Source organism: Roseobacter sp. S87, assembly GCF_055693285.1.
The window spans coordinates 135809-158315 of sequence record NZ_JBVFTR010000004.1 but is presented as its reverse complement, the minus strand read 5'-3'; the positions used below and the strand labels follow the sequence as shown (position 1 = coordinate 158315).

Genomic DNA, 22507 nt, shown 5'->3' with positions numbered 1-22507 from the left:
CCATCTAAGGGGAATTCCTGCCGAGGAAAAGGGCCGCTGCCGGTCTCAGATTTCTTCCGCGAAGTGTTTCATCACCAGACGGATCGGGTTTGGCGCCGCCTGACCCAGACCACAGATGGATGCGTCAACCATTGCCGTGCTCAGCTCTTCGAGCAGGCCCTGATCCCACTGGTCCGCCTGCATCAGCTTGACCGCCTTTTCGCACCCGACCCGACAGGGCGTGCACTGGCCACAACTCTCGTCTTCAAAAAACCGCAGCATGTTCAGAGCGGCACCGCGCGCGCTGTCCTGATCTGACAGAACGACGACAGCCGCTGATCCGATGAACGATCCCAGAGGCTGCAGGGTGTCAAAGTCGAGCGGGACGTCATTTATGCTGGCGGGCAGGATCCCTGACGAAGGTCCCCCGGGCTGGTAGGCCTTGAAACGATGCCCTTCAGCCATGCCCCCCGCTGCCTCAATGATGTCAGTGATGGTCGACCCGGCAGGCAGCAGATGCACGCCCGGGTTCGCCACACGGCCCGACACCGAATAGCTGCGCAGGCCCTTGCGGCCATTCTTTTCCACTGACGACAGCACTTCCGGCCCCTCGCGGCAGATACGGGCCACCCAGTGCAGGGTTTCCACGTTGTGCACCAGCGTCGGCTGACCGAACACACCCACCTGCGCCACAAAAGGCGGGCGGTGACGCGGCATGCCGCGTTTGCCTTCAATGCTTTCGATCATCGCGGATTCCTCGCCGCAGATGTAGGCACCGGCACCCCGCCGCAGGTCAATATAGCCCGGAGCAACAATACCCGCATCTTCCAGCGCGCGGATTTCCCGGGCCAGGATTTCCAGAACGGCCGGGTATTCATCACGCATATAGATGAAAGCGGTTTCCGCCTCGACGGCCCAGGCTGCAATCAGCATGCCTTCGAGGAACAGGTGCGGCGTGCGTTCCAGATAGTAGCGGTCCTTGAATGTGCCGGGTTCCCCCTCATCGCCGTTTACGGCCAGATACCGCGGGCCCTCATTGGCACGCACAAAACCCCATTTTTTACCCGACGGGAAACCTGCACCGCCCAGACCGCGCAGTCCTGACGACAGAACCTTTTCCTGTACGGCTTCCCAGTCGCCCCCGTCCCGCAGAGCTTTCAGCGTGGTATAGCCACCACCGGCCTCATAGGCCGCGAAATCCTCATATTCCGGGACATGCGCGTGGGTATCACCGGCTGCAATCGCGGCCTGCACCTTTTCAGGTGTGGCATGATCGATGTGGGCGTGACCCAACTCCAGAACCGGCGCTGTGTCGCAACGCCCCATGCAGGGCGCGCGCAGAACGCGGACCTCGGTCGGGTCAAGCCCATCCTCAAGCGCAGCCTTCAGCTGCTGTGCACCGGCCAGTTCACACGACAGGGAATCGCAGACCCGGATGGTCAGCGCAGGCGGTGGCGTCTCGCCTTCTTTGACCACATCAAAATGGGCATAGAACGTCGCAACTTCGTAGACTTCCGCCATGGACATGCGCATCTCTTCGGCGAGCGCGCGCAGATGAGCGGCAGAAAGATGCCCGTGTGCATCCTGAATTTTATGCAGATGCTCAATCAGCAGATCGGCCCGGCGGGGCGCATCCCCCAGAAGCGTACGCACCTCTTTCCAGGCTTCATCCTGCAGCTGACGGCCTTTGGTGTGATGCCGGCCCTTGCCCTTGCCGGATTTCCAGACGCCTTTGCGCGGTGATTTATCAGTGTTGTCCAGTGCCATAGCGTAAGTCTCCGGATCCGGCCGCGCCAATGCGGCTGGCTGATTTTAGCTCATTTCACGCAGGCCATCACAGCCCCGCTGGTGAGAAAATACCGGCAAACCACAGCGATTTTACGGCCAGAAACGACACTCCCGTGTCCGATCCGAAACTTCCGCCATTAACCGCGCCCGTCAGGAAGGCTTGGAGCATGCCCTGCAAAGAGGTAAACAGAGAGTTAACGCAATACCCTGTCTGACTTCATCCCTGCGCGCAGCCGCCCGCCTTACGGCGCTGCACCGCACCAGTAAAAGGTACGCCACTGTGTTGAAAAAATGATATCTCCGATACTCGTCGCTCTGCTGGCTACAGGCGCAGTTCACGCCGCCGAAACAGCCGGTAGCACCATGTCCGCGCAGGAATTTGACGAATACACGCGGGGCAAAACCCTGTTTTACGGCGAAAACGGCCAGTCCTATGGTGCTGAGCATTACCTCGACAACCGCCGGGTACGCTGGTCGTTCCTGGATGGCGAGTGCAAAGACGGCACCTGGTACGAAGACGCGGGGCAGATATGCTTTGTCTATGAGGACAACCCGGATCCTCAGTGCTGGACATTCCGTGAGGAAGGCGGCGGCCTCGTGGCGCGCTTTGCCAATCTGCCGGGCGCGACCGAACTGTATGAAGCGCGTGATATCAACGAAGAGATGATCTGTCTTGGTCCCGAGGTCGGGGTCTGAGCTCAGAAAAGCGATCCCTGTTCCGGCGGCTTTTTCTTCGCCGCCGGTTTGCGCGGGGCCGGACGGGCGGGCTCTGACGCACCGGAGCCGACAGTAATACGGCCGTCCGCGAACTGTATCTCCAGCACGTCAGCCGCGCCAGCCGCCACACTGTCTGTGACAAGGTTCCCGCCACTGCGCACGACCGCAAAGCCCCGCTCCAGCGTTGCTTCATACCCCAGGGTCCGCCGCAGACGCTCTGCGCTGTCGATGCGGTTCCGCCAGCTGTTGATCTGACGCTGCGCCGCTTCTGCCAGCCGCGCAGACACCCCTGCGAGTTTCTCGGTACGCGCCGCCTGTTCGCGCGCCAGCATCTCTGGCCGGAACCGGCGCAGCCGTGCGCTGAGATCGTCCTGTTTGATGCGGATGGCGCGCAACAGCGCGGGGTCAAGCCGGGCCGCGCGGTCCTCCAGACGCCGCGCTTCAACCGACAGACTGCGGCGCAGGGTTGCGGGACGCAGCGAACCGGCAGCATCGGCCAGACGGACCTTTCGCCGCTGCACCCCGGACAGGAGCGCAGGGCCCAGACGCGCGGTCTGCAGGTCCAGCCGCTGGCGCGGGACATCAAGCAGACTGTCCGGCCGGGGCAATGCACGGGCAAGATCGCGCAGCCGCTGCCCGCGCCGTGTCAGACCGTTGCTCAGGGCCTGCGCCATACGCGCATCCTGGCTGTCGAGCCAGGCCGCCAGTTCATGGCGGACCGGCACCGCCAGTTCCGCAGCAGCAGTGGGTGTGGGCGCCCGCTGGTCCGAGACGAAATCGATCAGTGTTGTATCCGTTTCATGACCGACGGCTGAAATCAGCGGAATGTCAGAGGCAGCCGCCGCACGGGCCACTATTTCTTCATTGAACCCCCAGAGGTCCTCGACCGACCCGCCCCCCCGCGCGACAATCAGCAGATCGGGTCGCGGCAGTGCGCCGCCCGGGGTCAGCGCATTAAATCCGGCAATCGCGCGGGCGACTTCCGGTGCACAGGCCTGTCCCTGGACCGCCACCGGCCAGATCAGAACTTTGCGCGGGAATCTGTCGCGCAGGCGGTGCAGAATATCGCGGATCACCGCCCCCTGCGGCGATGTCACCACGCCGATGATATCGGGCAGATAGGGCAGCGGCTTTTTGCGCGCGGGATCAAACAGCCCCTCCGCTTCCAGTGCCTTCTTGCGCTTTTCCAGCATCGCCATCAGCGCGCCTTCTCCGGCAACAGCCAGACGCTGTGTGTTCAGCCCGAATTTCGACTGAAACCCGGAGGCAGTCATTTTGCCTTCGGCAACGACTTCCATACCTTCCTCGGGCATCATGCCAAGCCCCGGCACCTGGCCCTTCCAGGTCATGCAGGACAAAACCGAGCGGTCATCTTTGAGGTCAAAATAAAGATGCCCAGACCGCGCCAGTACCACACGGCCCACCTCACCGCGCACCCGGACCCAGCCCAGTTCGCTCTCGACCAGCTTTTTGACTGCGCCGCCGATCTCGGACACGGTGAATTCGGGTGTGTTTGACCCCTCTTTGGGGCTGTCGATCAGGTCCATTGCTGCTCTGGTGTTGTCGTTTTCCCGGCCACAGCTTAGAACGCCCGAAACGCAAAGACCATGCAGATCAGGAGCGCCCCATGAACATTCTCATCCTCGGCAGTGGCGGGCGCGAACACGCTCTGGCCTGGGCAGTTCTGCAGAACCCCAAATGCGACCGGCTGATCGTGGCTCCCGGCAATGCGGGCATCGCGGAAATCGCGGACTGCGCTACGATTGACATCAACAACGGTGGCACCGTCGTGACATTTGCCGAGGAAAACGCCATCGATTTTGTGATTGTCGGCCCCGAAGCGCCGCTCGCCGCTGGTGTCGCGGACCGGCTGCGCGCTGCCGGTATTCTGGTGTTTGGTCCTGGTGCGGAGGCTGCGCAGCTGGAGGCCTCTAAGGCGTTTACCAAGGAAATCTGCGATGCCGCTGGCGCGCCGACGGCCGCTTATGGCCATTTCACGGATGCCGCGTCTGCACGCGCCTATGTCGAGGCGCAGGGCGCGCCCATCGTGATCAAGGCGGACGGTCTTGCGGCGGGCAAAGGCGTGATTATTGCCCAGACGACCGAAGACGCACTGGCCGCTGTGGATGACATGTTCGACGGCGCGTTCGGTGACGCCGGCGCAGAGGTCGTTATCGAAGAATTTATGGAAGGCGAAGAGGCTTCGTTCTTTGTGCTGTGTGATGGCGAAGACGTGCTGCCCATCGGCACAGCCCAGGACCACAAACGTGTGGGCGAAGGCGACACCGGGCCCAACACCGGTGGCATGGGGGCCTACTCGCCTGCGCCGGTCATGACGGATGCCGTCATCAATGCAACGCTGGACCGGATCGTCCGTCCAACCATGGCGGAAATGTCCCGCCGTGGCATGCCATATCAGGGCGTTCTTTTTGTGGGTCTGATGATCAGGGATGGCGCGCCACGCCTGGTGGAATACAACGTGCGTTTCGGCGATCCGGAATGTCAGGCGCTGATGATGCGTCTGGGCGCACAGGCGCTTGATCTGATGCACGCCGCTGCCGAAGGACGTCTTGCCGGAATGCAGGTCAACTGGGCCGATGATCATGCGCTGACAGTCGTGCTCGCCGCCAACGGGTATCCCGGTGCGTATGAGAAAGGCTCCGTGATCGGCGGCCTGGAGGACCTGCCATCCGACAGCAGCCGGATGGTGTTCCACGCCGGCACCGGGCGTGCCCAGGGCCGGTTCACGGCCCAGGGCGGTCGTGTTCTGGCTGTGACAGCACGTGCTGAGAGCCTTGGCGCCGCGCAGAAGGAAGCCTACCGCATGGTCGATGCGATCGACTGGCCCGACGGGTTCTGCCGCCGCGACATCGGCTGGCGCGCGCTCTGACCCGCGGCGTCAGTTGCAGGTGAAACTGCCGCCTGACTGTCCGTAGAGCTCGCGGATCCACAGGCTTTTGCCGGAGTAGCGCATCTCGATCTTCATTTCGCGATGCCGCGCACCGTTCTGCCAGGCTCCCCCGACACCGCCATTCTGGTTGGAGATCACCTCAATATCATAGCGGTTGCCTGCCTGGTCACGGAATACCGCATGGTGGTTGTACGTGTTGCTGCGCGGGTAATAGTCGACCTTGAAAACACCCTGCAGAGGCACCCCGTCAAAAGACCCGGTGCAGTACCCCTGATAGACAGACTGCGCAGAAACCTGTGGCGCCATGGCGATCAGCAGGGCGGCGACAATCCCCGAATACCTCTTAAACATTGAGGCCTCCTCTTTAAGAAATACGATAATAAAAATCTTCAACTCCGGGCAGAATACCACAAAGCACCGTATTTTCTAAGCAGGAAAGCTTTTGCGGCGGCGCCGGGCCGGGTCAGCCGTCGCAGGCGAGTGCAGCTTCGAAACTCTGCGGGCCTTCAAACCGGACCATCTGTTTCGCCGCCACGCTCCCGTTCCGCAGGGTCAGTGCCACGACATTCCGCCACGGCGCATCCGCTACGATCATCTCAGGACCCGCGCCGCAGTCCCGCAGCCCGCCTGAGATGAAATCCTCACCGATCCGGTGGTTGCTGACACCGGCATAGCGCGCAACCTGGTCGAAGCTGCCATCGCGCCAGCGCCAGATCCGCAGGGTTTTCGCCAGATGTGGCCGGTCGACATAAGCGATCTCAATATGGCCGTCCCCATCCAGATCAGCAGCCCCTACCGGCGCCAGCCAGCGAAACCGCGTGCCGATGTTCGGTGTCGCGGCCAGTTCGCGGATGCCGTCGGCAAAAAGCGCATAGATCACAAGACGCGCCCCAAGCTGCGCATCACTCTCCACCACAACAACTTCAGGAGCCCCGTCACCGGTGATATCCCAAAGCCTCGGGGCGACATCCTCAAAGACGCGGCCCTCCGGCGCCTGAATACTGGTTGTCGCGCCTGCCGCCGTGAACCGCAGGGTTTTCCACTCAATGGCATCCCCCAGAACACCATGCGCGTATTCCGCCGTGGGGTCTGCGAACACAGCACCGGTAATCGTCTCGGCGGCCACCGCTGTGCCCGCATGCCACAGGCACAGCGTCAGAAGCGCGCGGCGGGCGCAACCGCGCCACACGCGAAACGCCCGGCGCCGCGCCCTCTTCCGCATCAGATCTGTTTTTCCGGCATCTGAACAACAAGACCGTCCAGCGCATCCGTGACCTTCAGCTGACAGGTCAGGCGGGACCGCGCCGGATCGGGCTCATAGGCGAAATCCAGCATGTCCTCTTCCATATCTTCCTTGGCCGGCAGTTTGTCGGCCCAGGCCGGATCCACATAGACATGGCAGGTCGAGCAGGCACAGGCGCCACCGCAATCAGCCTCGATACCGGGAATATTGTTGTCCCGTGCACCTTCCATAACGGTCAGCCCGTTGGCGACCTCAACAACATGCTCTTTGCCGCCGTGTTCGATATAGGTGATCTTTGCCACGTCTTCGGGTCCCTTCTGATTTCTCTGCGCCTATCTCTATCCGGGCGATATGGGGCGCGCCAGCCTGTTTTGCAAACGCGAACAGCCGGGCTTGCTGCAGTCGTGATATGTTCTATATTTGTTCTCATGCAGGTTCTCACATCTCCTCCCAACACGCTTTCCCCTGACCGGTCCGGTGACTGGCCCCGCCCTCCGTCCTGTCTGATCGCCGCACGGCTGGACGAGCCTCCGGTCAATGCGCGGATCACCGTCGCAGGTCTTGTGATCCTGCGGCAGCGGCCCGGCACCGCCAAGGGGGTGATCTTTGTCACGCTGGAGGATGAGACCGGCGTCGTGAACATCATCGTCTGGCGTCACATCTATGAACGCTTCCGCCGGGCGGTGATCGCGGGGCGGATGCTGCGCGTGACAGGCCGCCTGCAACGCGCACATTCGGTGACCCATGTGCTGGCGGAACAGATCGAGGATATCTCGCCGATGCTCGACACGCTGGTTGCACCGGTTTAGCAAAGATCTGCGGGGGCGGCAGATATCACCCTGCACGATAAAGGGGCAGGATATTGGCGGAAAGCTCAGGATCAAACCGGCGCACAGGTCCGGGACTGCTTTTGGTCCTGATATCCTGTACCGCCTGCACACCGGCCGTGTCTCCACCCCCCTCGACCGGTCTCAACCCATCCGTCGCCACTATTACACAGCCCGCCGACCCGTCCCGCAGTGCGCCTGAGGGAGCTCCTGACAACACCTGCTGGGACAGGACCACGACCCCAGCCGAAGTCAGGACAACTACGCGCGCCGTGGAAATCACGCCCGCAGAAACCAGCGGGACGGGCACCATCCGGACGCCAGCCGTCTTTCGCAACGAGGAGGTCACAGAGATCACCAGGCCAAGGGAAGACATCTGGTTCGAGGTTCTCTGCCCGGCCAGGATGACCCCTGACGTCACGGCCACCCTGCAGCGTGCACTGATCGCCCGTGGCTACCTGCAGGGACCCGCCGACGGTATTTACGACGAACGCACCCGCGCTGCCGTCGCCACTCTGCAAGCCCGGAAGGGATATCCGGGCAAAGGCCTGAGCCTCGCCGCTGCCCGCGCACTTGGCTTGGTCGTCACCCCGGCGCCGGATACCGGACCGGCGTAAAAAAGGGTCGCCGCTTTGGCACCCCTTTCCGGTCAGACCACCAGGTGGACTGATTATTCTTCGGCTTCTTCGAGCGACAGCGCCACAAACCGTGGATCGCCGGCCCGGCGCACCAGCAGCAGGAGTGACTTGCGACCGGCTTCACGGGCGTCTTCAACCCGCGCTTCCAGTTCTGCCACAGTGCCGACTTTCTGCTGTCCGGCCTCGACAATCACGTCACCGGCACGCAGACCTTTTTCAAAGGCCTCGGAGGCTTCGTCCACCTCGGTCACCGCGAGGCCAAGTACGCCATCGCCCGCGCCCAGTTCCTCGCGCAGTTCGTCGTCCAGAACCTGCAGCGTCAGACCGAGCATCTGCGTTGTGTCCGGCTCATCCGCGTCCGGAGCCGGAGCGGCGGCAGGTACAGCGCCCTCGGCCTCCTCGCGGCGTCCCAGCGTCACGCGCAGCACCTTGGATTTACCATCACGCAGGACAGTAACACGCACAGTCTCTCCGACCGGACTATTGCCCACACGGCGTACCAGCTCGCGGGTGTCTGCAACGGATTCGCCGGCAAAGCTGATGATCAGGTCGCCCGCTTCCATACCAGCCTCGCGCGCGGGACCCTCAGGCACATCTGTTACCAGCGCGCCGGAGGCTTCCTCGACGCCCATGGCCTCTGCCATATCCTCAGTCAGATCCTGGATGCGTACACCCAGCCAGCCGCGGCGTGTTTCGCCGAATTCCTTCAGCTGCGCCACAACGCGCGTCACCACATTCGATGCCATCGAAAAGCCAATACCGATCGAACCGCCATTGGGTGACAGGATCGCTGTGTTCACACCGATCACATCGCCGTCCATGTTAAAGAGCGGCCCACCGGAGTTGCCCCGGTTAATCGCCGCATCCGTCTGAATGTAGTCGTCATAGGTGCCGCTCAGCGCACGGTTCCGGGCCGATACAATACCGGCAGAGACCGAAAAGCCCTGACCCAGCGGGTTGCCCATGGCAATCACCCAGTCCCCCACACGGGCCGTGTTGCTGTCGCCGAAAGAAACGAAAGGCAGGGCTTCCTCCGCCTCGACTTTCAGCAGCGCGATGTCAGTGTTGGGGTCAGTGCCGATCACTTCGGCTTCGAGTTCTTCGCCATTGAAAAACTCGATCAGGATTTCGTCTGCGCCTTCGATTACGTGGTTGTTCGTAACAACAAAACCATCTTCGGAAATGACAAAACCCGAGCCCAGCGCGGAAGACCGGCGCGGGTTGTCCTCGTCACCGCCGCGGTCGCGGAAAAAATCCTCGAAAGGCGATCCTTCAGGCACGATGCCCTGCGGACCTGTGCGGCGCGACACCACGGTCGATGTTGTGATGTTCACCACCGACGGGCTGATTTTCTCAGCCAGCGGCGCAAGGCTTGCCTGTTGTGCCAGCGCCACCAGGGGGTGAATAAGCATGAATGCCAGCGTCAGAAACGCCAGTAAAATAACGCGCGGGTGCGCGTTGGGTGAAATAAATCCGGACAGAGATACCGCCTTGGGCTGCATGCGTTGCCTCCTCGCTCTCGTAAATGGCCGCTCGGGCCTCAGTTGCAAAATTTCCGCGACTGCGGTTCATCACTGCATGTAGGGTGACAGGGTTGCAACAACCAAGATGGGTCGCCGGTTCCCGGTTTCAACTATATGTGACCAACGCGTGAAATGCCGGTGACCTGACTGGCCCCGCATTCAGAGCCCCAGATGCAGCGCCAGCCAGACCAGAATCCCGCCCGAGACGACCACGAGCCAGCCGATCTGGCGCACCGCAGCTTCCGGCAGCGACCGCAGCATTTCCAGCATACGTTCCACAAGCGAAGGGGCCAGCGCATAGGCCAGCCCCTCCAGAATCATCACCAGCCCGAGGGCCAGAAGAAGGATGCTCACCGCTCGCCCTCTTCCGAACGTGCCCCCTGGTCGGAGCGCAGGTAATTGAAGAACTCAGAGTCCGGCGACAGCACCATTGTCGAGTTCTGCCCCTGCAATGCGCGTTCGTAGGCCGTGAGCGACCGGTAGAATTCAAAGAACTCCGGATCGGCGCCGAAAGCATCCGCGAAAATGGCGTTGCGTTCCGCGTCAGCCTGACCACGCACAATCTCAGCTTCACGCGTCGCATCAGAGGTCAGCTCGATAACCGTTCTGTCCGCCAGAGCACGCACCCGCTGGGCCGCTTCCTCACCACGGGCGATTTCGTCCGCCGCTTCCCGCTCACGTTCCGCACGCATACGCGCAAAGGTGGCATCAAGGTTCTGATCCGGCAGGTTTGTCTGCTTCAGACGCACGTCAACCACTTCCAGACCGAGGGGCAGCGCGCTCGCTCGGGCACGCGCGGTGATCCGCGCCATCAGGTCTGCCCTGTCCGCGGACAGAATGGTGTTGGACGTCACGCCATCAGAACCCAGAACCGCACGGATTGTCGGGTTCAGGATACCTTCCAGCCGGCGTTCCGCATCACGCAGACCGCCGATACCAACCGCCTGACGGAACTGAACAACGTCGGAGATGCGATACCGGGCAAAGGCGTCCACAACCAGACGACGGTCATCCGAAGGCGTTACCTCGGTCGGCTGCGTATCAAGCGACAGGATACGGTCGTCATAGCGCACCACTTCCTGAATGAACGGGACTTTAAAGGCCAGACCCGGATCTTCCTTGACCGATTTGATCTGTCCGAACTGCAGAACCAGAGCCTTCTCGCGTTCGTCCACGATGAAGACAGAGCTCAGGACACCGACAGCCGCAATCACGACCAGCGGGATCAGAAATTTGGAAGCACCCATCAGTTCGTCCCTCCGGTTGTCGAGCGGCGCAGTTCGTTCAGCGGCAGGTAAGGCACGATGCCCTGACCACCGGAACCACCGGCCTCGCTCTCGAGAATGATTTTGTCTACATCGCCCAGAACACGTTCCATCGTTTCCAGATAGAGACGTTTACGCGTCACTTCCGGCGCCTTGGCGTATTCCTCAAGCACGGATGTAAAACGCGCGGCCTCACCCTGGGCTTCGTTCACGACCTGTGCGCGGTAGGCTTCTGCCCGCTCAAGCTGGCTTGCGGCCTCACCACGCGCACCCGCTGTCACACGGTTTGCGTAGGCGTCCGCCTGACGCTCCAGACGGTCACGCTCCTGTTCCGCGGCCTGCACCTCACGGAAGCTGTCAATCACTTCGCGCGGCGGGTCGGCCTTGTCGAGGTTCAGACGCACGACATTCACGCCGCTGTCATAGGCATCAAGGGTGCCCTGGATCAGCTGTGCTGCTTCATCCGCAATCACCTGCCGGTCTCTGTTCAGAATGGGGGCAAGCTGGTTCCGGGCAATGACTTCGCGCATCGCCGATTCAGACACCGCTCGGATCGTTTCCTGCGGTTCCGCCAGATTAAACAGGAATTTCGCCGGATCGCTGATGTTCCAGACGACCTGGAAATCAATGTCGATGATGTTCTCGTCCGTGGTCAGCATCAGGCCCGTGCCGGACCGTGCCCCGATGTCCTCGGTCTGTTCGCGCGTCACCGGCAGCACTTCCGCTGTCACCAGCGGCCAGGGCGCAAAGTTCAGACCGGAATTACCGGTTGCATAGTATTCGCCGAGGAAGAGCTCAACAGACTGCTCTTCGGGCGCCACGGTGTAAAGGCTGGCCATCAGCCAGGCACCGACAGCACCGATCGCAATCAGACCGACCGTGCCGCGTGTCAGAGCCGGACCACCGCCGCCACCGCCACGCTGGCCGCCGCCACCGTTGCGGCCGCCGCCGTCTTTGCCGCCCATCAGGACCCGCAGACGTTCCTGACCCTTTTTGACCAGCTCATCGACATCCGGGATCTGGGGTCCGTCATTGCGGGGCCCGCGCGGTCCGCCGCCGCCGTCACCGCCCGATCCACCGTTCGGTCTGTCTCCGCCCGAATTTCCGCCGCCCCCCCAGGGGCCGCCATTGTTGCCAGCCATTAATTCTTTTTCCTTCCTCAACCGCCGTTACGCGACAAATGCATGCCATAGGTACGACGAAACGCGCGGAATTCAAGCCGTGCGCATCGGGTTCCGCATTGTCACGATCTCTTCGGACATTGTGGGGTGAACCGCAACCGTCCGGTCGAAGTCTTCCTTGGTCGCGCCCATCTTTACCGCGATCCCTGCCAGCTGGATCATTTCACCCGCGTTGGGCGCAACGATATGGCAGCCCAGCACCTTTCTGGTGGCCTTGGAGACAATGAGTTTCATCAGCACACGGTCCGGCCGGCCGGCAAAAGCCGTCTGCATCGGTCGGAAAGACGTGCAGTAAACTTCGACCGGTTCCTGATCGCGTGCGGCTTCTTCGCTCATGCCAACAGTGCCCATTTCGGGCTGCGTGAAGATGGCAGATGGAATCAGCTCGTGATCCACCGCCGTGGGTTCGCCGTGAAAGACGGTATTCACAAAGGCCATGCCCTCGCGGATCGCAACCGGCGTCAGGTTCACCCGGTCGGTCACATCGCCAATGGCATAGATCGACGGCACAGCAGTCTGGCTGTATTCGTCAACGATGATCTCGCCCCGTCGGCCCAGCTTCACGCCAGCTTCCTCAAGACCCATGTCATGGGTATTCGGGTCCCGACCGGTGGCAAAGAGCACCACGTCAAAGACTTCCTCGCTGCCGTTGGTGGATTTGACCCAGACAGGTCCGGAGGTTTCACCCGCCTCGCGGGTGTGCGCTGTTTCAGCCAGTTCACGCGCCATGCCACCCATTGCGGCGTCGCTGGGCGTGCCGGCGCCCGACAGGGAATGATCCGCATCCGCCGGGGCCATCTCTACAATGTTTGTACCGACCTTCAGATCGATACCCTTCTCGCGCATGGATTCAGCTACCAGTCCGCGCGCCTCATCGTCAAAGCCCCGCAGGATCTGCGCACCACGGTAATACTGCGTCACCTTCACGCCGAGGCCATTCATGATCCCCGCGAATTCACAGGCGATATAGCCGCCGCCCACGATCAGAATAGATTTCGGCAGTTCTTTCAGATGAAAGATGTCATCCGAGACAATGCCAAGCTGCGCATTTGGTATTTCCGGACGCACCGGATGCCCGCCTGTTGCCACGAGGATATGTTTCGCGGTCTTTTTCTCGCCGGTCGAGAGTTCGACCTCATGCGGGCCGGCGATCTTTGCCCGCGCATCAAAGGTCTCCACGCCGGAACCGGCCAGCAGATTGCGGTAAACCTGTTCCAGCCGGTTCAGCTCTTCGTTCAGACGGCCCTGAAACGACGACCAGTCAAAAGGCCCCTGCTGCAGGTCCCAGCCATAAGAGCGCGCATCATCCACAACATCGGCATATTCCGAAGCGAAAACCATCAGCTTTTTCGGCACGCAGCCGCGGATGACACAGGTGCCGCCGTAACGGTCATCTTCTGCCAACGCTACCTTTGCACCCGCCTCACCTGCGGCAACCCGTGCGGCACGCACGCCGCCTGATCCGCCACCGATGACAAAAAGATCATAGTCAAATTCGCTCATATCGGGGGCCTTTCAGGTATTGCGCCGCTCCGGGACGCTGTTTTGCATTTCTGTGTCGGGTTGCTGATCTGCAGTGCCGGTGGCCTGCGTGCAAGCTAGGTCACCGAACTGTGATCGGCTCAGTCAGACAGGTCCGAGAAAAGATTGTCGCCCTCTGCGAGATCCAGCTGTTCTGCGTCCACACGGCCTTCGGCGATATCGTGGATCTCAACCCGCCCGTCACCAAAGCCGATGATGACACGGTCGCAGATATCAATAAAGAGCCCGTTCTCGACCACACCCGGCATCTGGTTCAGGACCAGCGCCAGCTGGCGCGCGTTGCCGATCCGCTTGAGGTGCAGATCAAGGATGTGGTTGCCCTCGTCCGTCACAAAGGGCGTATCGCCATTCATGCGCAGCGCCGTTGAGCGGCCCAGCACATCCATCGATACTAGGGTCTCTTCGACCAGCGCCTGCGTGGTCTGCAGACCAAAGGGGATCACTTCGATGGGCAGCGGGAATGCCCCCAGCGTGTCGACCTTTTTGCCTGCATCCGCGATGACGATCATCTGATCCGACGCGGTGGCTACAATCTTTTCCTGCAGCAGCGCGCCGCCGCCGCCCTTGATCAGGTTCAGCTCGCTGTCAAATTCGTCAGCACCGTCAATGGTCAGGTCCAGCCACCGGGCCTCATCCAGGGTCACCACCTCGATACCCACCTCACGGGCCAGTTCTGCGGTACGGGTGGATGTCGGAACGCCTTTGATCTTCAGCCCTTCGTCCCGGACCATCTCGCCCAGGCATTTGACCAGCCAGGCCGCTGTCGAACCGGTCCCCAGCCCCACTTTCATGCCGCTTTCAACGTATTGGGCAGCACGCTTTGCGGAAATGAACTTCGCTTTGTCGATCGGGGAGAGGTCAGAGGGCATTTCGCAGGTTCCTGTAACTGGCAGTCCCCGGCCTTATAGGAAACAAGTGCAGGCGGCGCGAGGCCTCATTTTTGGCCGCCGGCAGCGCAGATGCGGGCCCGCGCTCCGTCCGCTGCGCTTTTCTGTCACCCGGCGTCGTTTTCCGTCGCGCCCCCGTACCGATATGCACTATCTCCGCGGTATGGCTTCACCTTATCTCCTCCACTATGCGCCCGATAACGCCTCGCTGCCGGTCCGTCTTGTGCTGGAAGAACTGGGGGCAGCCTATGAGACTCGTCTTGTCGACCGCGCCGCAGGCGCCCAGCGCTCGCCTGAATATCTCGTGGTCAACCCCACAGGTCTGATCCCCGCGCTGGAAACGCCCGAAGGTATCATCTCTGAAACCGCCGCTATCCTGCTCTGGCTGGCCGACCGCCATGGAGCTCTGTTTCCCGCGCCGGACAACGCCGCACGCGGGACGCGGCTGCGCTGGTTGTTTTTTGCGTCCAACACCCTGCATGCCGAACTGCGCCGGCTTTTCTATGCTCACGTTTATGTCGGGCCCGGCGCTGCGGATCAGGCCCGCCTGCGTCAGTACTCCTGCACAGCGATCAATCGCCACCTGACCCTGCTGAATGATGCGATGCCTGTTGGTCACGAACCGGACATCCTCGACTGGTACACCTGCGCGATGCTGCGGTGGTGCGCGCTGTACCCGCGCGATTTTGACCGCAGCTGGTTTGACCTCACACAATTCCCTGCCCTGTACACCATGGCGTCGCACCTCGAAGACCGCGACAGCACCCGCGCGGCACAGGCCGCCGAAGGCCTGGGGCCCACACCGTTCACCGCACCCTGTGCGCCAGAACCACCCGAAGGGAGTGCTCTTTAGATGTTCCTGTCCGTTTTCGATATGTTCAAGGTGGGCATCGGCCCGTCTTCCTCTCACACCATGGGGCCCATGATGGCTGCAGCGCGCTTCCTGGACATGATGCGCGCCTCTCCTTTTGCGTTTCACGGGTTGCGCGCGTCGCTTCATGGCAGTCTCGCCTTCACCGGTGTTGGTCACGCAACGGACCGCGCGACGATCCTGGGCCTCGCAGGATTTGTGCCTGACACCTATGATGCAGACAAAGCCGAAGCTGTCCTGACGGAAATCCGCGCAACAGGCATGATCGAACCTGCGGGCCTGCAGCCAATGCGGTTTGCCCCGGCCAATGATCTGATCTTTGATTATGACAACCCGCTGCCCGGGCATGCCAACGGTATGATCCTGATGGCCACGGACGCGCAGGGCGACGTGACACTGCGCGAAACGTTTTATTCCATCGGCGGCGGGTTTGTGATGACAGAGGCCGAACTGGCCGCCGGTAAAGACACAGACGACGGCGCGCCTGTTCCGTTTCCTTTCAAATCCGCAGCCGAAATGCTGGAAATGTCCACAGCGTCAGGCAAAACCATTGCCCAGATGAAACGCGCCAACGAAGACAGCCGCGTCGGCCACGCAAATCTGCGCAGCGGCACCGCGCGCCTCTGGCAGGTGATGAACGACTGCATCGAACGGGGCCTGAGCAACGAGGGGACGCTTCCCGGCGGCCTGAACGTCAGGCGTCGCGCCAAAGGCATCCATGACAAACTGCTGGAAGAGCGCGGGATGAACCTGACCGCCCCGCATACGATCAATGACTGGATGAGCGTTTACGCGATGGCCGTGAACGAAGAGAACGCCGCCGGGGGTCAGGTGGTGACCGCCCCGACGAATGGGGCGGCAGGGGTGCTGCCCGCCACGCTGAAATACTATCTGGACCATGTGCCCGGCGCCTCGGAGGCCCACGTCGAGGACTTCCTTCTGACTGCGGCAGCCATCGGCGGGCTGGTCAAATACAATGCCTCGATCTCGGGGGCCGAGGCCGGCTGCCAGGCCGAAGTGGGCTCCGCTGCGGCCATGGCGGCCGCCGGGCTGTGTGCCGTGATGGGCGGCACACCGCAGCAGGTGGAAAACGCGGCGGAAATTGCACTCGAACATCACCTCGGCATGACCTGCGATCCCGTCAAGGGTCTCGTGCAGGTGCCCTGTATCGAACGCAATGGCCTCGGCGCGATCAAGGCCGTTTCAGCCGCGTCCCTGGCACTGCGCGGGGACGGCACGCACCTTGTGCCCCTCGACGCCTGTATTGAAACCATGCGCCAGACCGGGGCGGATATGTCCGAGAAGTACAAGGAAACCTCGCTGGGCGGGCTGGCCGTGAATATCCCCAACTGCTGACAGAACGGGCACCACTGAATGCCCGTTCAAAATACCTCAACCTTTGCTTGCAATAGCCACGGGCGCGCCGTAACGTCCGCCAATGTCCATGGACCGTCCCCTGCTTGGCATCATGCTGATGCTTGGTTTCTGCATTCTCGCGCCTGTCGGGGACGCGGTGGCGAAAATACTTGGCCAGACCGTACCCGTGGGTCAGCTTGTGATCGTCCGTTTTGCCGTCCAGGCTGTGGTGCTCGTGCCGCTTGTCCGGCTGACCGGCAGGGCGTGGAAAATGAACGGGCGTGTGTTTTCGCTGACTGTTCTGCGTACTGTGCTGCACATTGCAGGCATCGGCATGATGGTCACCGCACTCAAATACCTGCCCCTGGCCGACGCAATAGCCATCGCATTTGTCATGCCCTTCATCATGCTGATCCTCGGCCATTACGCGCTTGGTGAAGAGGTCGGCAGCCGCCGTATTGCGGCCTGTGCGGTAGGATTCGTTGGTACCCTTCTGGTTGTGCAGCCCAGTTTTGCCGCGGTGGGATGGCCCGCGCTTCTGCCGGTTGGTGTCGCGCTGAATTTTGCGTTTTTCATGCTGGTCACGCGGCAGATCGCGAAACAGACCGACCCCATCGGCCTTCAGGCCGTGAGCGGCGTCATTGCGGTACTGATTATGATCCCGGTTTTCGCGCTGTTTCAGGGCAGCAGTTTCGACCAGCTTCAGCTGATCGCCGTTTCCTCCATGGACTGGACGCTGTTGCTGAGCATCGGCCTTCTGGGCACCGCGGCTCACCTGCTGATGACCTGGTCGCTGCGCTATGCGCCCTCTGCCACACTTGCGCCGATGCAGTATCTGGAAATTCCCTTTGCCACGGTCATCGGGTTCATCGTCTTCGGCGATCTGCCCAACCCGATGGCAACAACCGGTATCGTCATAACGATGGCGGCAGGTCTTTATATCGTTCTGCGCGAGCGGGCCAGCGCGCGCGCTGCTGTTCAGGCCTGAGAAGCGCTGCCGCGACCATGCCCAGCGCCTCCCGGGGCAACAGACACAGCATGAACGGATCATCTGTTTCAAGCCCCACCGGGCCCGTCGCCCGGTTTGACGTGCCGGATCTCAGACCCGGCGCAAACTGCAGACCGTCAATCGGCCACTGCAGTCCTTCCGAGCGGCCCGTCACGGGCCCCATCGGGAACAGTGACACCCGGAGACCCGCGTCTGTGTCCAGGTTCAGACGGGGCGGACACAGAAAGACGATGTCCTCTTCACCGATAACAATGACCGGGCTGTCGCAGCGCACTGTCAATGTATGGAAAACAGCCAGCTGATGATCGATCCGCCCGCCGCAGAACCCGATGGCCAGAATGAGCGGGGCGTCGATGTTGCGCAGCGCCTTATCGAAATCGGTACTGTCCTGCTCAGCAATGTGGTGAATCCTGTCGGATGGTATCTGCTCCAGCGTTGCGGCAGGAACCGAATCCAGATCACCGATCACAGCCTTGGGCATCATGCCTGCAGCCAGTGCGGCCGCCGCACCACCATCTGCTGCAACACAATGCTTTGCCACAGTCTGTGCTGTGCTAAAGTCTGTGCGCCCGACCTGCCCACCGCCCACGAGAATAAGCGGTAGATCGCTGAAAAAGATGGAGTTTTTCACGAAAGCTTAACGCCCTTCACAGAAGTAAGACACAATGTCGCCACGAAATGATACGGAAATGATCACAGATTCGCACCGGTTTGGCATCCGCCATCATGGTAAATATCTTGTTGATAATCACTGAGGACGAGCATCCCATGATGAATAATAACAAGATACTTACAGTTTCATACGGCACATTTTCCTGCACCCTTGAAGGTTTTGACGACAGTTTTGATACCATGAAAGCGATCGCGGAATACTTCCGCGATCTGGCCGCCGATGACCGGTACTTTGGCGCTGAACCTCCGCAACCTGATGCCGAACTGCTGGCACGGATCGCCGAACGCGAAGTGTCGCGCCGCGTCGAAGCACGTGAACAGGACGGCAGGATCATGCTGAAGGCGCAGGACGGGGATGGCCTGGCTGCTGCACCCGAAAACAATGACGCACCGGCTGCGCCTGCAGCAGCTGCGGCAACTGCATCGGCAGCCGCCCCGCAGGTTATGCCCGAGCAGGAGCCGGCACCTGCAGACATCGCACCCACCGAAACGCCCGCCCCACAGCCTGCCGCATGGGCACCGGAACCCATCGCCACAGAAGCCGCGGTTGACCCCGCAATGCCGGCACCTGAGGAAGCATGGGTTCCGCCCGTCGCCGCAGAAACAGCGGAAGTCGCGGTTGCGGAAGCGCATGAAGCGCCCGCCCCTCTCGATATGGCATTCGACACCCCCACAGAGCCCACCGCCGAACCGGCACCGGCTGAAACCATTCCTGCTGCACCGGTTGAGGTGGCCGAAGATGCTGCGGCTTTCTTTGCTGACAGCCCTGCAGTCGAAGACACCTTCTTTGATGCCGATGCAAATGCACCCACGGAAGTGGAAATGCCCGGGTTTGTAACACCAGACACAGAAATCGCAGGCAAAGACGTCCCGCTGGCCGAAGACACAGGCATGGCGCGCTCCGAGAGCATTGCAGACCGGCTCGCCCGCATCCGTGCCGTGGTCTCGCGGCATGACGATGCCGATGCGGATGTTGACGTGGACTACGAGGAGGAAATCGCCGACAGTGCGCCGCCGCCTGTCGAATTTGCTGGCACGCCCATGCCGGATTTTTCCAGCGCTGACGAAGAATTCGAAGGCGTAACAGACCAGGACGAAACTGACACTCTCACGGCCGCGGCCGCTGGGATCGACGACGCATTTGCCGCAGATGAGGTTTCAGCCGATCTTTCCGATGCCACAGAGGACGTGACCGCAGACACCGGCGAAGATGAAGATGACCTCTCAGCGATGCTTCAGCGCATCGAAGCCGGGGGTCTGGCCGACGAAGACGCAGAAATGGAGCCGGAGACCGGTTCATCTGAGCAAACTGAACCTGAGCACTCAGCAGTGGCCGGTTTTGAAGACCTGGCTCAGGCGGAAGAAATCATTCACGTCGGGGAAATGGAGGATGTCAGAACAGATGAGACAGAATTCAGCACAGACAAAGACGAAAACCTCTTCGCACGGGACGACGCTGAGACGGAGGTGGTCGAGGAACCCTTCGACACGCCGGACGCGTTCATCCACGACGACGGAGCGGTAGTCGCGGAAGCAGCAGACGACGCCGGAGAACCGGAAGCCGCTGGTGGGGAGGATAGCAACGCCCCGGTCACTGCCCGTGTGATGAAAGTCAGCACCGAGGAGCTGGACGCCGCGCTGGAAAGCGGTGCGCTGGAGACTCTTGACGCGGACGCAGAGGAGGCCGGCGAAAGCATCGCTGACCGGCCGGCCGCCCGGGACACGCTGCCGGACATCGGCGAGGATGCAGGCGTAGATGTATCGCGTCTGATGGCCGAAGCGGATCATCAGATGGAAGAACCCGAGGGGGCAACACGCCGCAGCGCGTTTGCGCACCTGCGCGCCGCTGTTGCCGCCCGGTTTGCAGACAAATCCATGGATGCGGACGAAGAGAAGGGCCGCGCCGCCGCGGATGCTTACCGCAGCGATCTGGCCGAAGTGGTCAAACCGCGCCGCCCGGTTGCGGACGGACCGACACGCACGGACCGGCCCGAGACATCGCAGACCGCACCTCTGAAACTGGTCGCAGAACAGCGCATCAGCGATGATGAAACACCGGCGGCACCAGTGGCACCGCGCCGCGTTGCCGCGGCTTTCGCTGATGATGCCGACATGGCGTCTGACACCGGCTTTGCAGCCTTTGCCGAAGAAGTGGGTGCCACGAAACTGCCGGAGCTGCTCGAAGCAGCCGCAGCCTACATGGCGTTTGTTGAGGGGCAGGAGCAGTTCTCGCGCCCGCAGCTGATGACACGCGTGCGCCAGGCCGAGGGGGGCGACTGCACCCGCGAGGATGGTCTGCGCAGCTTTGGCCAGCTTTTGCGCGCCGGTAAAATCGAAAAAATGCAGGGAGGCCGCTTTGCCGCCTCAGATGCAATCGGGTACCGCCCGGACGAACGCGCCGCAGGCTGAACCAATATCTTATGACCCTGGAGTGAAGCGGCGGGCCCCGTCCCGCCGTTTTGCGTCAGGCGCCGCCGTCCGGCCCGTCCGGATCCGCCTGCCCGATCCCGCGGAACACCGCCCGCAGCGGAATCGCCCACAGCACGCCCAGACCCACATAGATCAGCAGCTCCACCAGAATGGAGGGCCGGTCCATCAGGCTCACCAGAGACACCGCGATAATAATATAGAGCGGCAGCCCGATCAGCAGGATCAGCAGCGACAGCCGCCGGCGGGTCTTGTACGTCATGTCACACCTCAGTCAGAGAAGGGATCCGTGACGAGAATCGTATCATCCCGCTCCGGCGAGGTAGAAAGTAGAGCGACCGGACAGTCGATCAACTCTTCCACGCGGCGCACGTATTTGATCGCATTGGCCGGCAGGTCAGCCCAACTGCGCGCGCCCTCGGTGCTCTCGGACCAGCCGGGCATCTCTTCATAGATGGGGGTGCAGCGTGCCTGATGATCGGCGGCCGTGGGCAGATAATCCACCCGGTTCCCGTCCAGTTCATAGCCCACACAGATTTTCAGCGTCTCAAACCCGTCGAGCACGTCGAGCTTGGTCAGGGCAATCCCGTTCACGCCGGATGTCGCACAGGTCTGGCGAACCAGCACCGCATCGAACCAGCCGCAACGGCGTTTGCGGCCTGTGACCGTGCCGAATTCGTGACCCCGTTCGCCGAGGCGCTGACCGTCCGCATCATCAAGCTCCGACGGGAACGGCCCCTCGCCCACGCGGGTCGTATAGGCCTTCACGATGCCCAGCACATAGTCGATTGACCCCGGACCGATGCCCACACCCGTGGCCGCCTGTCCCGCGATGACATTGGACGAGGTCACAAACGGATAGGTGCCGAAATCGATGTCGAGCAGCGCGCCCTGCGCCCCTTCAAACAGGATACGCCGGCCGGCTTTTCTCTTTTCGTTCAGCACCTTCCAGACAGGTGCAGCGTATTTCAGAATTTCGGGTGCCACTTCGCTCAGCTGCGCAAGCAGCGCGTCGCGGTCCACGGGCTCAATGCCCAGGCCGCGGCGCAGCGGGTCGTGATGCTGCAACGCGCGGTCCACGCGCGCCTCCAGTGTGGCAGGGTCTGCAAGGTCCGCCACCCGCACCGACCGGCGGCCCACTTTGTCCTCATAGGCCGGGCCGATGCCGCGCCCGGTTGTGCCGATCTTGGTGCCCTTGCTGGCGGCTTCTTCGCGCGCCCGGTCCAGCTCGCCGTGGATTGGCAGGATAAGCGGCGTGTTCTCGGCAATCATCAGCGTCTCAGGCGTGATATCCACACCCTGCCCCCGGATCGTGTCGATCTCGCCCAGCAGATGCCACGGGTCCAGCACCACGCCGTTGCCGATGACAGACAGCTTCCCGCCCCGCACCACACCCGACGGCAGCGCGTTCAGTTTATAAACCTTGCCGTCGATCACCAGGGTATGGCCCGCGTTGTGCCCGCCCTGAAACCGCGCGATCACATCCGCACGTTCGCTGAGCCAGTCAACGATTTTGCCTTTTCCCTCATCGCCCCACTGGGCGCCGACAACGACAACATTGGCCATGGCGGGTCCTTTTCATCCGGGTTAAACCGGCGCCGGTATACCTGGCCCGCCGCCGGTGTGCCATGGACTTTTTGACCCGGTCCGCGGATATTTCCGCAGAGGCAA

Annotated in this window: 22 protein-coding genes; 8 read left to right on the top strand and 14 right to left on the bottom strand. The window is 61.8% G+C overall.

Translation table 11 applies throughout. The features are described from left to right. Positions 1-45: 45 nt before the first annotated feature. The gene (locus ACZ1HA_RS01665) at positions 46-1746 is read right to left on the bottom strand and encodes an NAD(P)H-dependent oxidoreductase subunit E (RefSeq protein ID WP_472712613.1); all 1701 of its coding nucleotides are present in this window, start codon (positions 1744-1746) and stop codon (positions 46-48) included. A gap of 384 nt (positions 1747-2130) precedes the next feature. On the opposite strand from ACZ1HA_RS01665, the gene ACZ1HA_RS01660 reads away from it, so the two are divergent. Next, entirely contained in the window at positions 2131-2463 is a 333-nt protein-coding gene (locus ACZ1HA_RS01660; protein ID WP_472712612.1) for a hypothetical protein, read from the top strand. Between the two features lie 2 nt (positions 2464-2465). Here the strand turns inward: ACZ1HA_RS01660 and xseA are convergent, their stop codons facing one another. Continuing rightward, positions 2466-4031, bottom strand: coding sequence for an exodeoxyribonuclease VII large subunit (gene xseA / locus ACZ1HA_RS01655; RefSeq protein WP_472712611.1), 1566 nt, complete (start codon positions 4029-4031; stop codon positions 2466-2468). An 80-nt stretch (positions 4032-4111) separates the two neighbouring features. Here xseA and purD point away from each other — a divergent pair, with 80 nt between their 5' ends. Continuing rightward, entirely contained in the window at positions 4112-5374 is a 1263-nt protein-coding gene (purD, locus tag ACZ1HA_RS01650; RefSeq protein WP_472712610.1) for a phosphoribosylamine--glycine ligase, read from the top strand. Positions 5375-5383: 9 nt separating this feature from the next. Here purD and ACZ1HA_RS01645 read toward each other — a convergent pair whose 3' ends face one another. The 3 genes from ACZ1HA_RS01645 to ACZ1HA_RS01635 form a co-directional block, all read right to left on the bottom strand. Beyond that, positions 5384-5746: a hypothetical protein gene (locus ACZ1HA_RS01645; RefSeq protein ID WP_472712609.1), complete on the bottom strand. Its 363-nt coding sequence runs from the start codon at positions 5744-5746 to the stop codon at positions 5384-5386. A gap of 112 nt (positions 5747-5858) precedes the next feature. Further along, positions 5859-6584, bottom strand: coding sequence for an FG-GAP repeat domain-containing protein (locus ACZ1HA_RS01640; RefSeq protein ID WP_472712608.1), 726 nt, complete (start codon positions 6582-6584; stop codon positions 5859-5861). A 32-nt stretch (positions 6585-6616) separates the two neighbouring features. Beyond that, positions 6617-6940 (bottom strand): 2Fe-2S iron-sulfur cluster-binding protein, encoded by a 324-nt coding sequence (locus tag ACZ1HA_RS01635; RefSeq protein ID WP_298838712.1) that lies wholly within the window; start codon positions 6938-6940, stop codon positions 6617-6619. A 126-nt stretch (positions 6941-7066) separates the two neighbouring features. Here ACZ1HA_RS01635 and ACZ1HA_RS01630 point away from each other — a divergent pair, with 126 nt between their 5' ends. Together ACZ1HA_RS01630 and ACZ1HA_RS01625 are read left to right on the top strand one after the other, a co-directional pair. Continuing rightward, the gene (locus ACZ1HA_RS01630) at positions 7067-7447 is read left to right on the top strand and encodes an OB-fold nucleic acid binding domain-containing protein (protein WP_472712607.1); all 381 of its coding nucleotides are present in this window, start codon (positions 7067-7069) and stop codon (positions 7445-7447) included. A 290-nt stretch (positions 7448-7737) separates the two neighbouring features. Next, positions 7738-8082 carry a peptidoglycan-binding domain-containing protein gene (locus ACZ1HA_RS01625; RefSeq protein ID WP_472712606.1) on the top strand — a complete coding sequence of 115 codons (345 nt, stop codon included), beginning with the start codon at positions 7738-7740 and terminating at the stop codon, positions 8080-8082. Between the two features lie 53 nt (positions 8083-8135). Here ACZ1HA_RS01625 and ACZ1HA_RS01620 read toward each other — a convergent pair whose 3' ends face one another. From ACZ1HA_RS01620 to rpiA, 6 genes are all read right to left on the bottom strand, one after another. Further along, positions 8136-9605, bottom strand: a complete 1470-nt coding sequence (locus ACZ1HA_RS01620) for a Do family serine endopeptidase (RefSeq protein WP_472712605.1) — start codon at positions 9603-9605, stop codon at positions 8136-8138. 180 nt (positions 9606-9785) lie between these two features. Then, positions 9786-9980 (bottom strand): DUF2065 domain-containing protein, encoded by a 195-nt coding sequence (locus tag ACZ1HA_RS01615; protein WP_375228685.1) that lies wholly within the window; start codon positions 9978-9980, stop codon positions 9786-9788. Beyond that, on the bottom strand, positions 9977-10873 hold the full coding sequence (hflC, locus tag ACZ1HA_RS01610) for a protease modulator HflC (RefSeq protein WP_375228686.1): 897 nt from the start codon (positions 10871-10873) through the stop codon (positions 9977-9979). The genes ACZ1HA_RS01615 and hflC overlap by 4 nt, the downstream gene beginning before the upstream one ends. Beyond that, positions 10873-12033 (bottom strand): FtsH protease activity modulator HflK, encoded by a 1161-nt coding sequence (gene hflK, locus ACZ1HA_RS01605; protein WP_375228687.1) that lies wholly within the window; start codon positions 12031-12033, stop codon positions 10873-10875. Before hflK ends, hflC begins: the two co-directional genes overlap by 1 nt. A gap of 72 nt (positions 12034-12105) precedes the next feature. After that, on the bottom strand, positions 12106-13575 hold the full coding sequence (locus ACZ1HA_RS01600) for an FAD-dependent oxidoreductase (protein WP_472712604.1): 1470 nt from the start codon (positions 13573-13575) through the stop codon (positions 12106-12108). Between the two features lie 119 nt (positions 13576-13694). After that, on the bottom strand, positions 13695-14483 hold the full coding sequence (gene rpiA, locus ACZ1HA_RS01595) for a ribose-5-phosphate isomerase RpiA (protein ID WP_375228689.1): 789 nt from the start codon (positions 14481-14483) through the stop codon (positions 13695-13697). 181 nt (positions 14484-14664) lie between these two features. Between rpiA and ACZ1HA_RS01590 the strand changes: the two genes are divergently transcribed. The 3 genes from ACZ1HA_RS01590 (at position 14665) to ACZ1HA_RS01580 (ending at position 17716) form a co-directional block, all read left to right on the top strand. Next, positions 14665-15354, top strand: a complete 690-nt coding sequence (locus tag ACZ1HA_RS01590; protein ID WP_472712603.1) for a glutathione S-transferase family protein — start codon at positions 14665-14667, stop codon at positions 15352-15354. After that, entirely contained in the window at positions 15355-16728 is a 1374-nt protein-coding gene (locus ACZ1HA_RS01585) for an L-serine ammonia-lyase (protein WP_472712602.1), read from the top strand. A gap of 82 nt (positions 16729-16810) precedes the next feature. Next, positions 16811-17716: a DMT family transporter gene (locus ACZ1HA_RS01580; RefSeq protein WP_472712601.1), complete on the top strand. Its 906-nt coding sequence runs from the start codon at positions 16811-16813 to the stop codon at positions 17714-17716. Here ACZ1HA_RS01580 and ACZ1HA_RS01575 read toward each other — a convergent pair. Continuing rightward, positions 17643-18368 (bottom strand): thiamine diphosphokinase, encoded by a 726-nt coding sequence (locus ACZ1HA_RS01575; protein ID WP_472712600.1) that lies wholly within the window; start codon positions 18366-18368, stop codon positions 17643-17645. The two genes, ACZ1HA_RS01580 and ACZ1HA_RS01575, sit on opposite strands and share 74 nt — an antisense overlap. A 137-nt stretch (positions 18369-18505) precedes the next feature. Here ACZ1HA_RS01575 and ACZ1HA_RS01570 point away from each other — a divergent pair, with 137 nt between their 5' ends. Beyond that, on the top strand, positions 18506-20818 hold the full coding sequence (locus ACZ1HA_RS01570) for a hypothetical protein (RefSeq protein ID WP_472712599.1): 2313 nt from the start codon (positions 18506-18508) through the stop codon (positions 20816-20818). Positions 20819-20873: 55 nt separating this feature from the next. Here the strand turns inward: ACZ1HA_RS01570 and ACZ1HA_RS01565 are convergent, their stop codons facing one another. Together ACZ1HA_RS01565 and ACZ1HA_RS01560 are read right to left on the bottom strand one after the other, a co-directional pair. Next, on the bottom strand, positions 20874-21098 hold the full coding sequence (locus tag ACZ1HA_RS01565; protein WP_472712598.1) for a DUF2842 domain-containing protein: 225 nt from the start codon (positions 21096-21098) through the stop codon (positions 20874-20876). 8 nt (positions 21099-21106) lie between these two features. Beyond that, a complete protein-coding gene (locus ACZ1HA_RS01560; RefSeq protein WP_472712597.1) occupies positions 21107-22402 on the bottom strand; it encodes an adenylosuccinate synthase in 1296 nt (431 codons plus the stop codon). Between the last annotated feature and the right edge of the window lie 105 nt (positions 22403-22507).

Coding starts and splice junctions, on each gene's coding strand:
- ACZ1HA_RS01665 (WP_472712613.1), bottom strand. CDS start 1,746: ATGGCACTGGACAACACTGATAAATCACCGCGCAAAGGCGTCTGGAAA.
- ACZ1HA_RS01660 (WP_472712612.1), top strand. CDS start 2,131: ATGTCCGCGCAGGAATTTGACGAATACACGCGGGGCAAAACCCTGTTT.
- xseA (WP_472712611.1), bottom strand. CDS start 4,031: ATGGACCTGATCGACAGCCCCAAAGAGGGGTCAAACACACCCGAATTC.
- purD (WP_472712610.1), top strand. CDS start 4,112: ATGAACATTCTCATCCTCGGCAGTGGCGGGCGCGAACACGCTCTGGCC.
- ACZ1HA_RS01645 (WP_472712609.1), bottom strand. CDS start 5,746: ATGTTTAAGAGGTATTCGGGGATTGTCGCCGCCCTGCTGATCGCCATG.
- ACZ1HA_RS01630 (WP_472712607.1), top strand. CDS start 7,067: ATGCAGGTTCTCACATCTCCTCCCAACACGCTTTCCCCTGACCGGTCC.
- ACZ1HA_RS01620 (WP_472712605.1), bottom strand. CDS start 9,605: ATGCAGCCCAAGGCGGTATCTCTGTCCGGATTTATTTCACCCAACGCG.
- hflC (WP_375228686.1), bottom strand. CDS start 10,873: ATGGGTGCTTCCAAATTTCTGATCCCGCTGGTCGTGATTGCGGCTGTC.
- hflK (WP_375228687.1), bottom strand. CDS start 12,033: ATGGCTGGCAACAATGGCGGCCCCTGGGGGGGCGGCGGAAATTCGGGC.
- ACZ1HA_RS01600 (WP_472712604.1), bottom strand. CDS start 13,575: ATGAGCGAATTTGACTATGATCTTTTTGTCATCGGTGGCGGATCAGGC.
- rpiA (WP_375228689.1), bottom strand. CDS start 14,483: ATGCCCTCTGACCTCTCCCCGATCGACAAAGCGAAGTTCATTTCCGCA.
- ACZ1HA_RS01590 (WP_472712603.1), top strand. CDS start 14,665: ATGGCTTCACCTTATCTCCTCCACTATGCGCCCGATAACGCCTCGCTG.
- ACZ1HA_RS01585 (WP_472712602.1), top strand. CDS start 15,355: ATGTTCCTGTCCGTTTTCGATATGTTCAAGGTGGGCATCGGCCCGTCT.
- ACZ1HA_RS01580 (WP_472712601.1), top strand. CDS start 16,811: ATGTCCATGGACCGTCCCCTGCTTGGCATCATGCTGATGCTTGGTTTC.
- ACZ1HA_RS01570 (WP_472712599.1), top strand. CDS start 18,506: ATGATGAATAATAACAAGATACTTACAGTTTCATACGGCACATTTTCC.
- ACZ1HA_RS01565 (WP_472712598.1), bottom strand. CDS start 21,098: ATGACGTACAAGACCCGCCGGCGGCTGTCGCTGCTGATCCTGCTGATC.
- ACZ1HA_RS01560 (WP_472712597.1), bottom strand. CDS start 22,402: ATGGCCAATGTTGTCGTTGTCGGCGCCCAGTGGGGCGATGAGGGAAAA.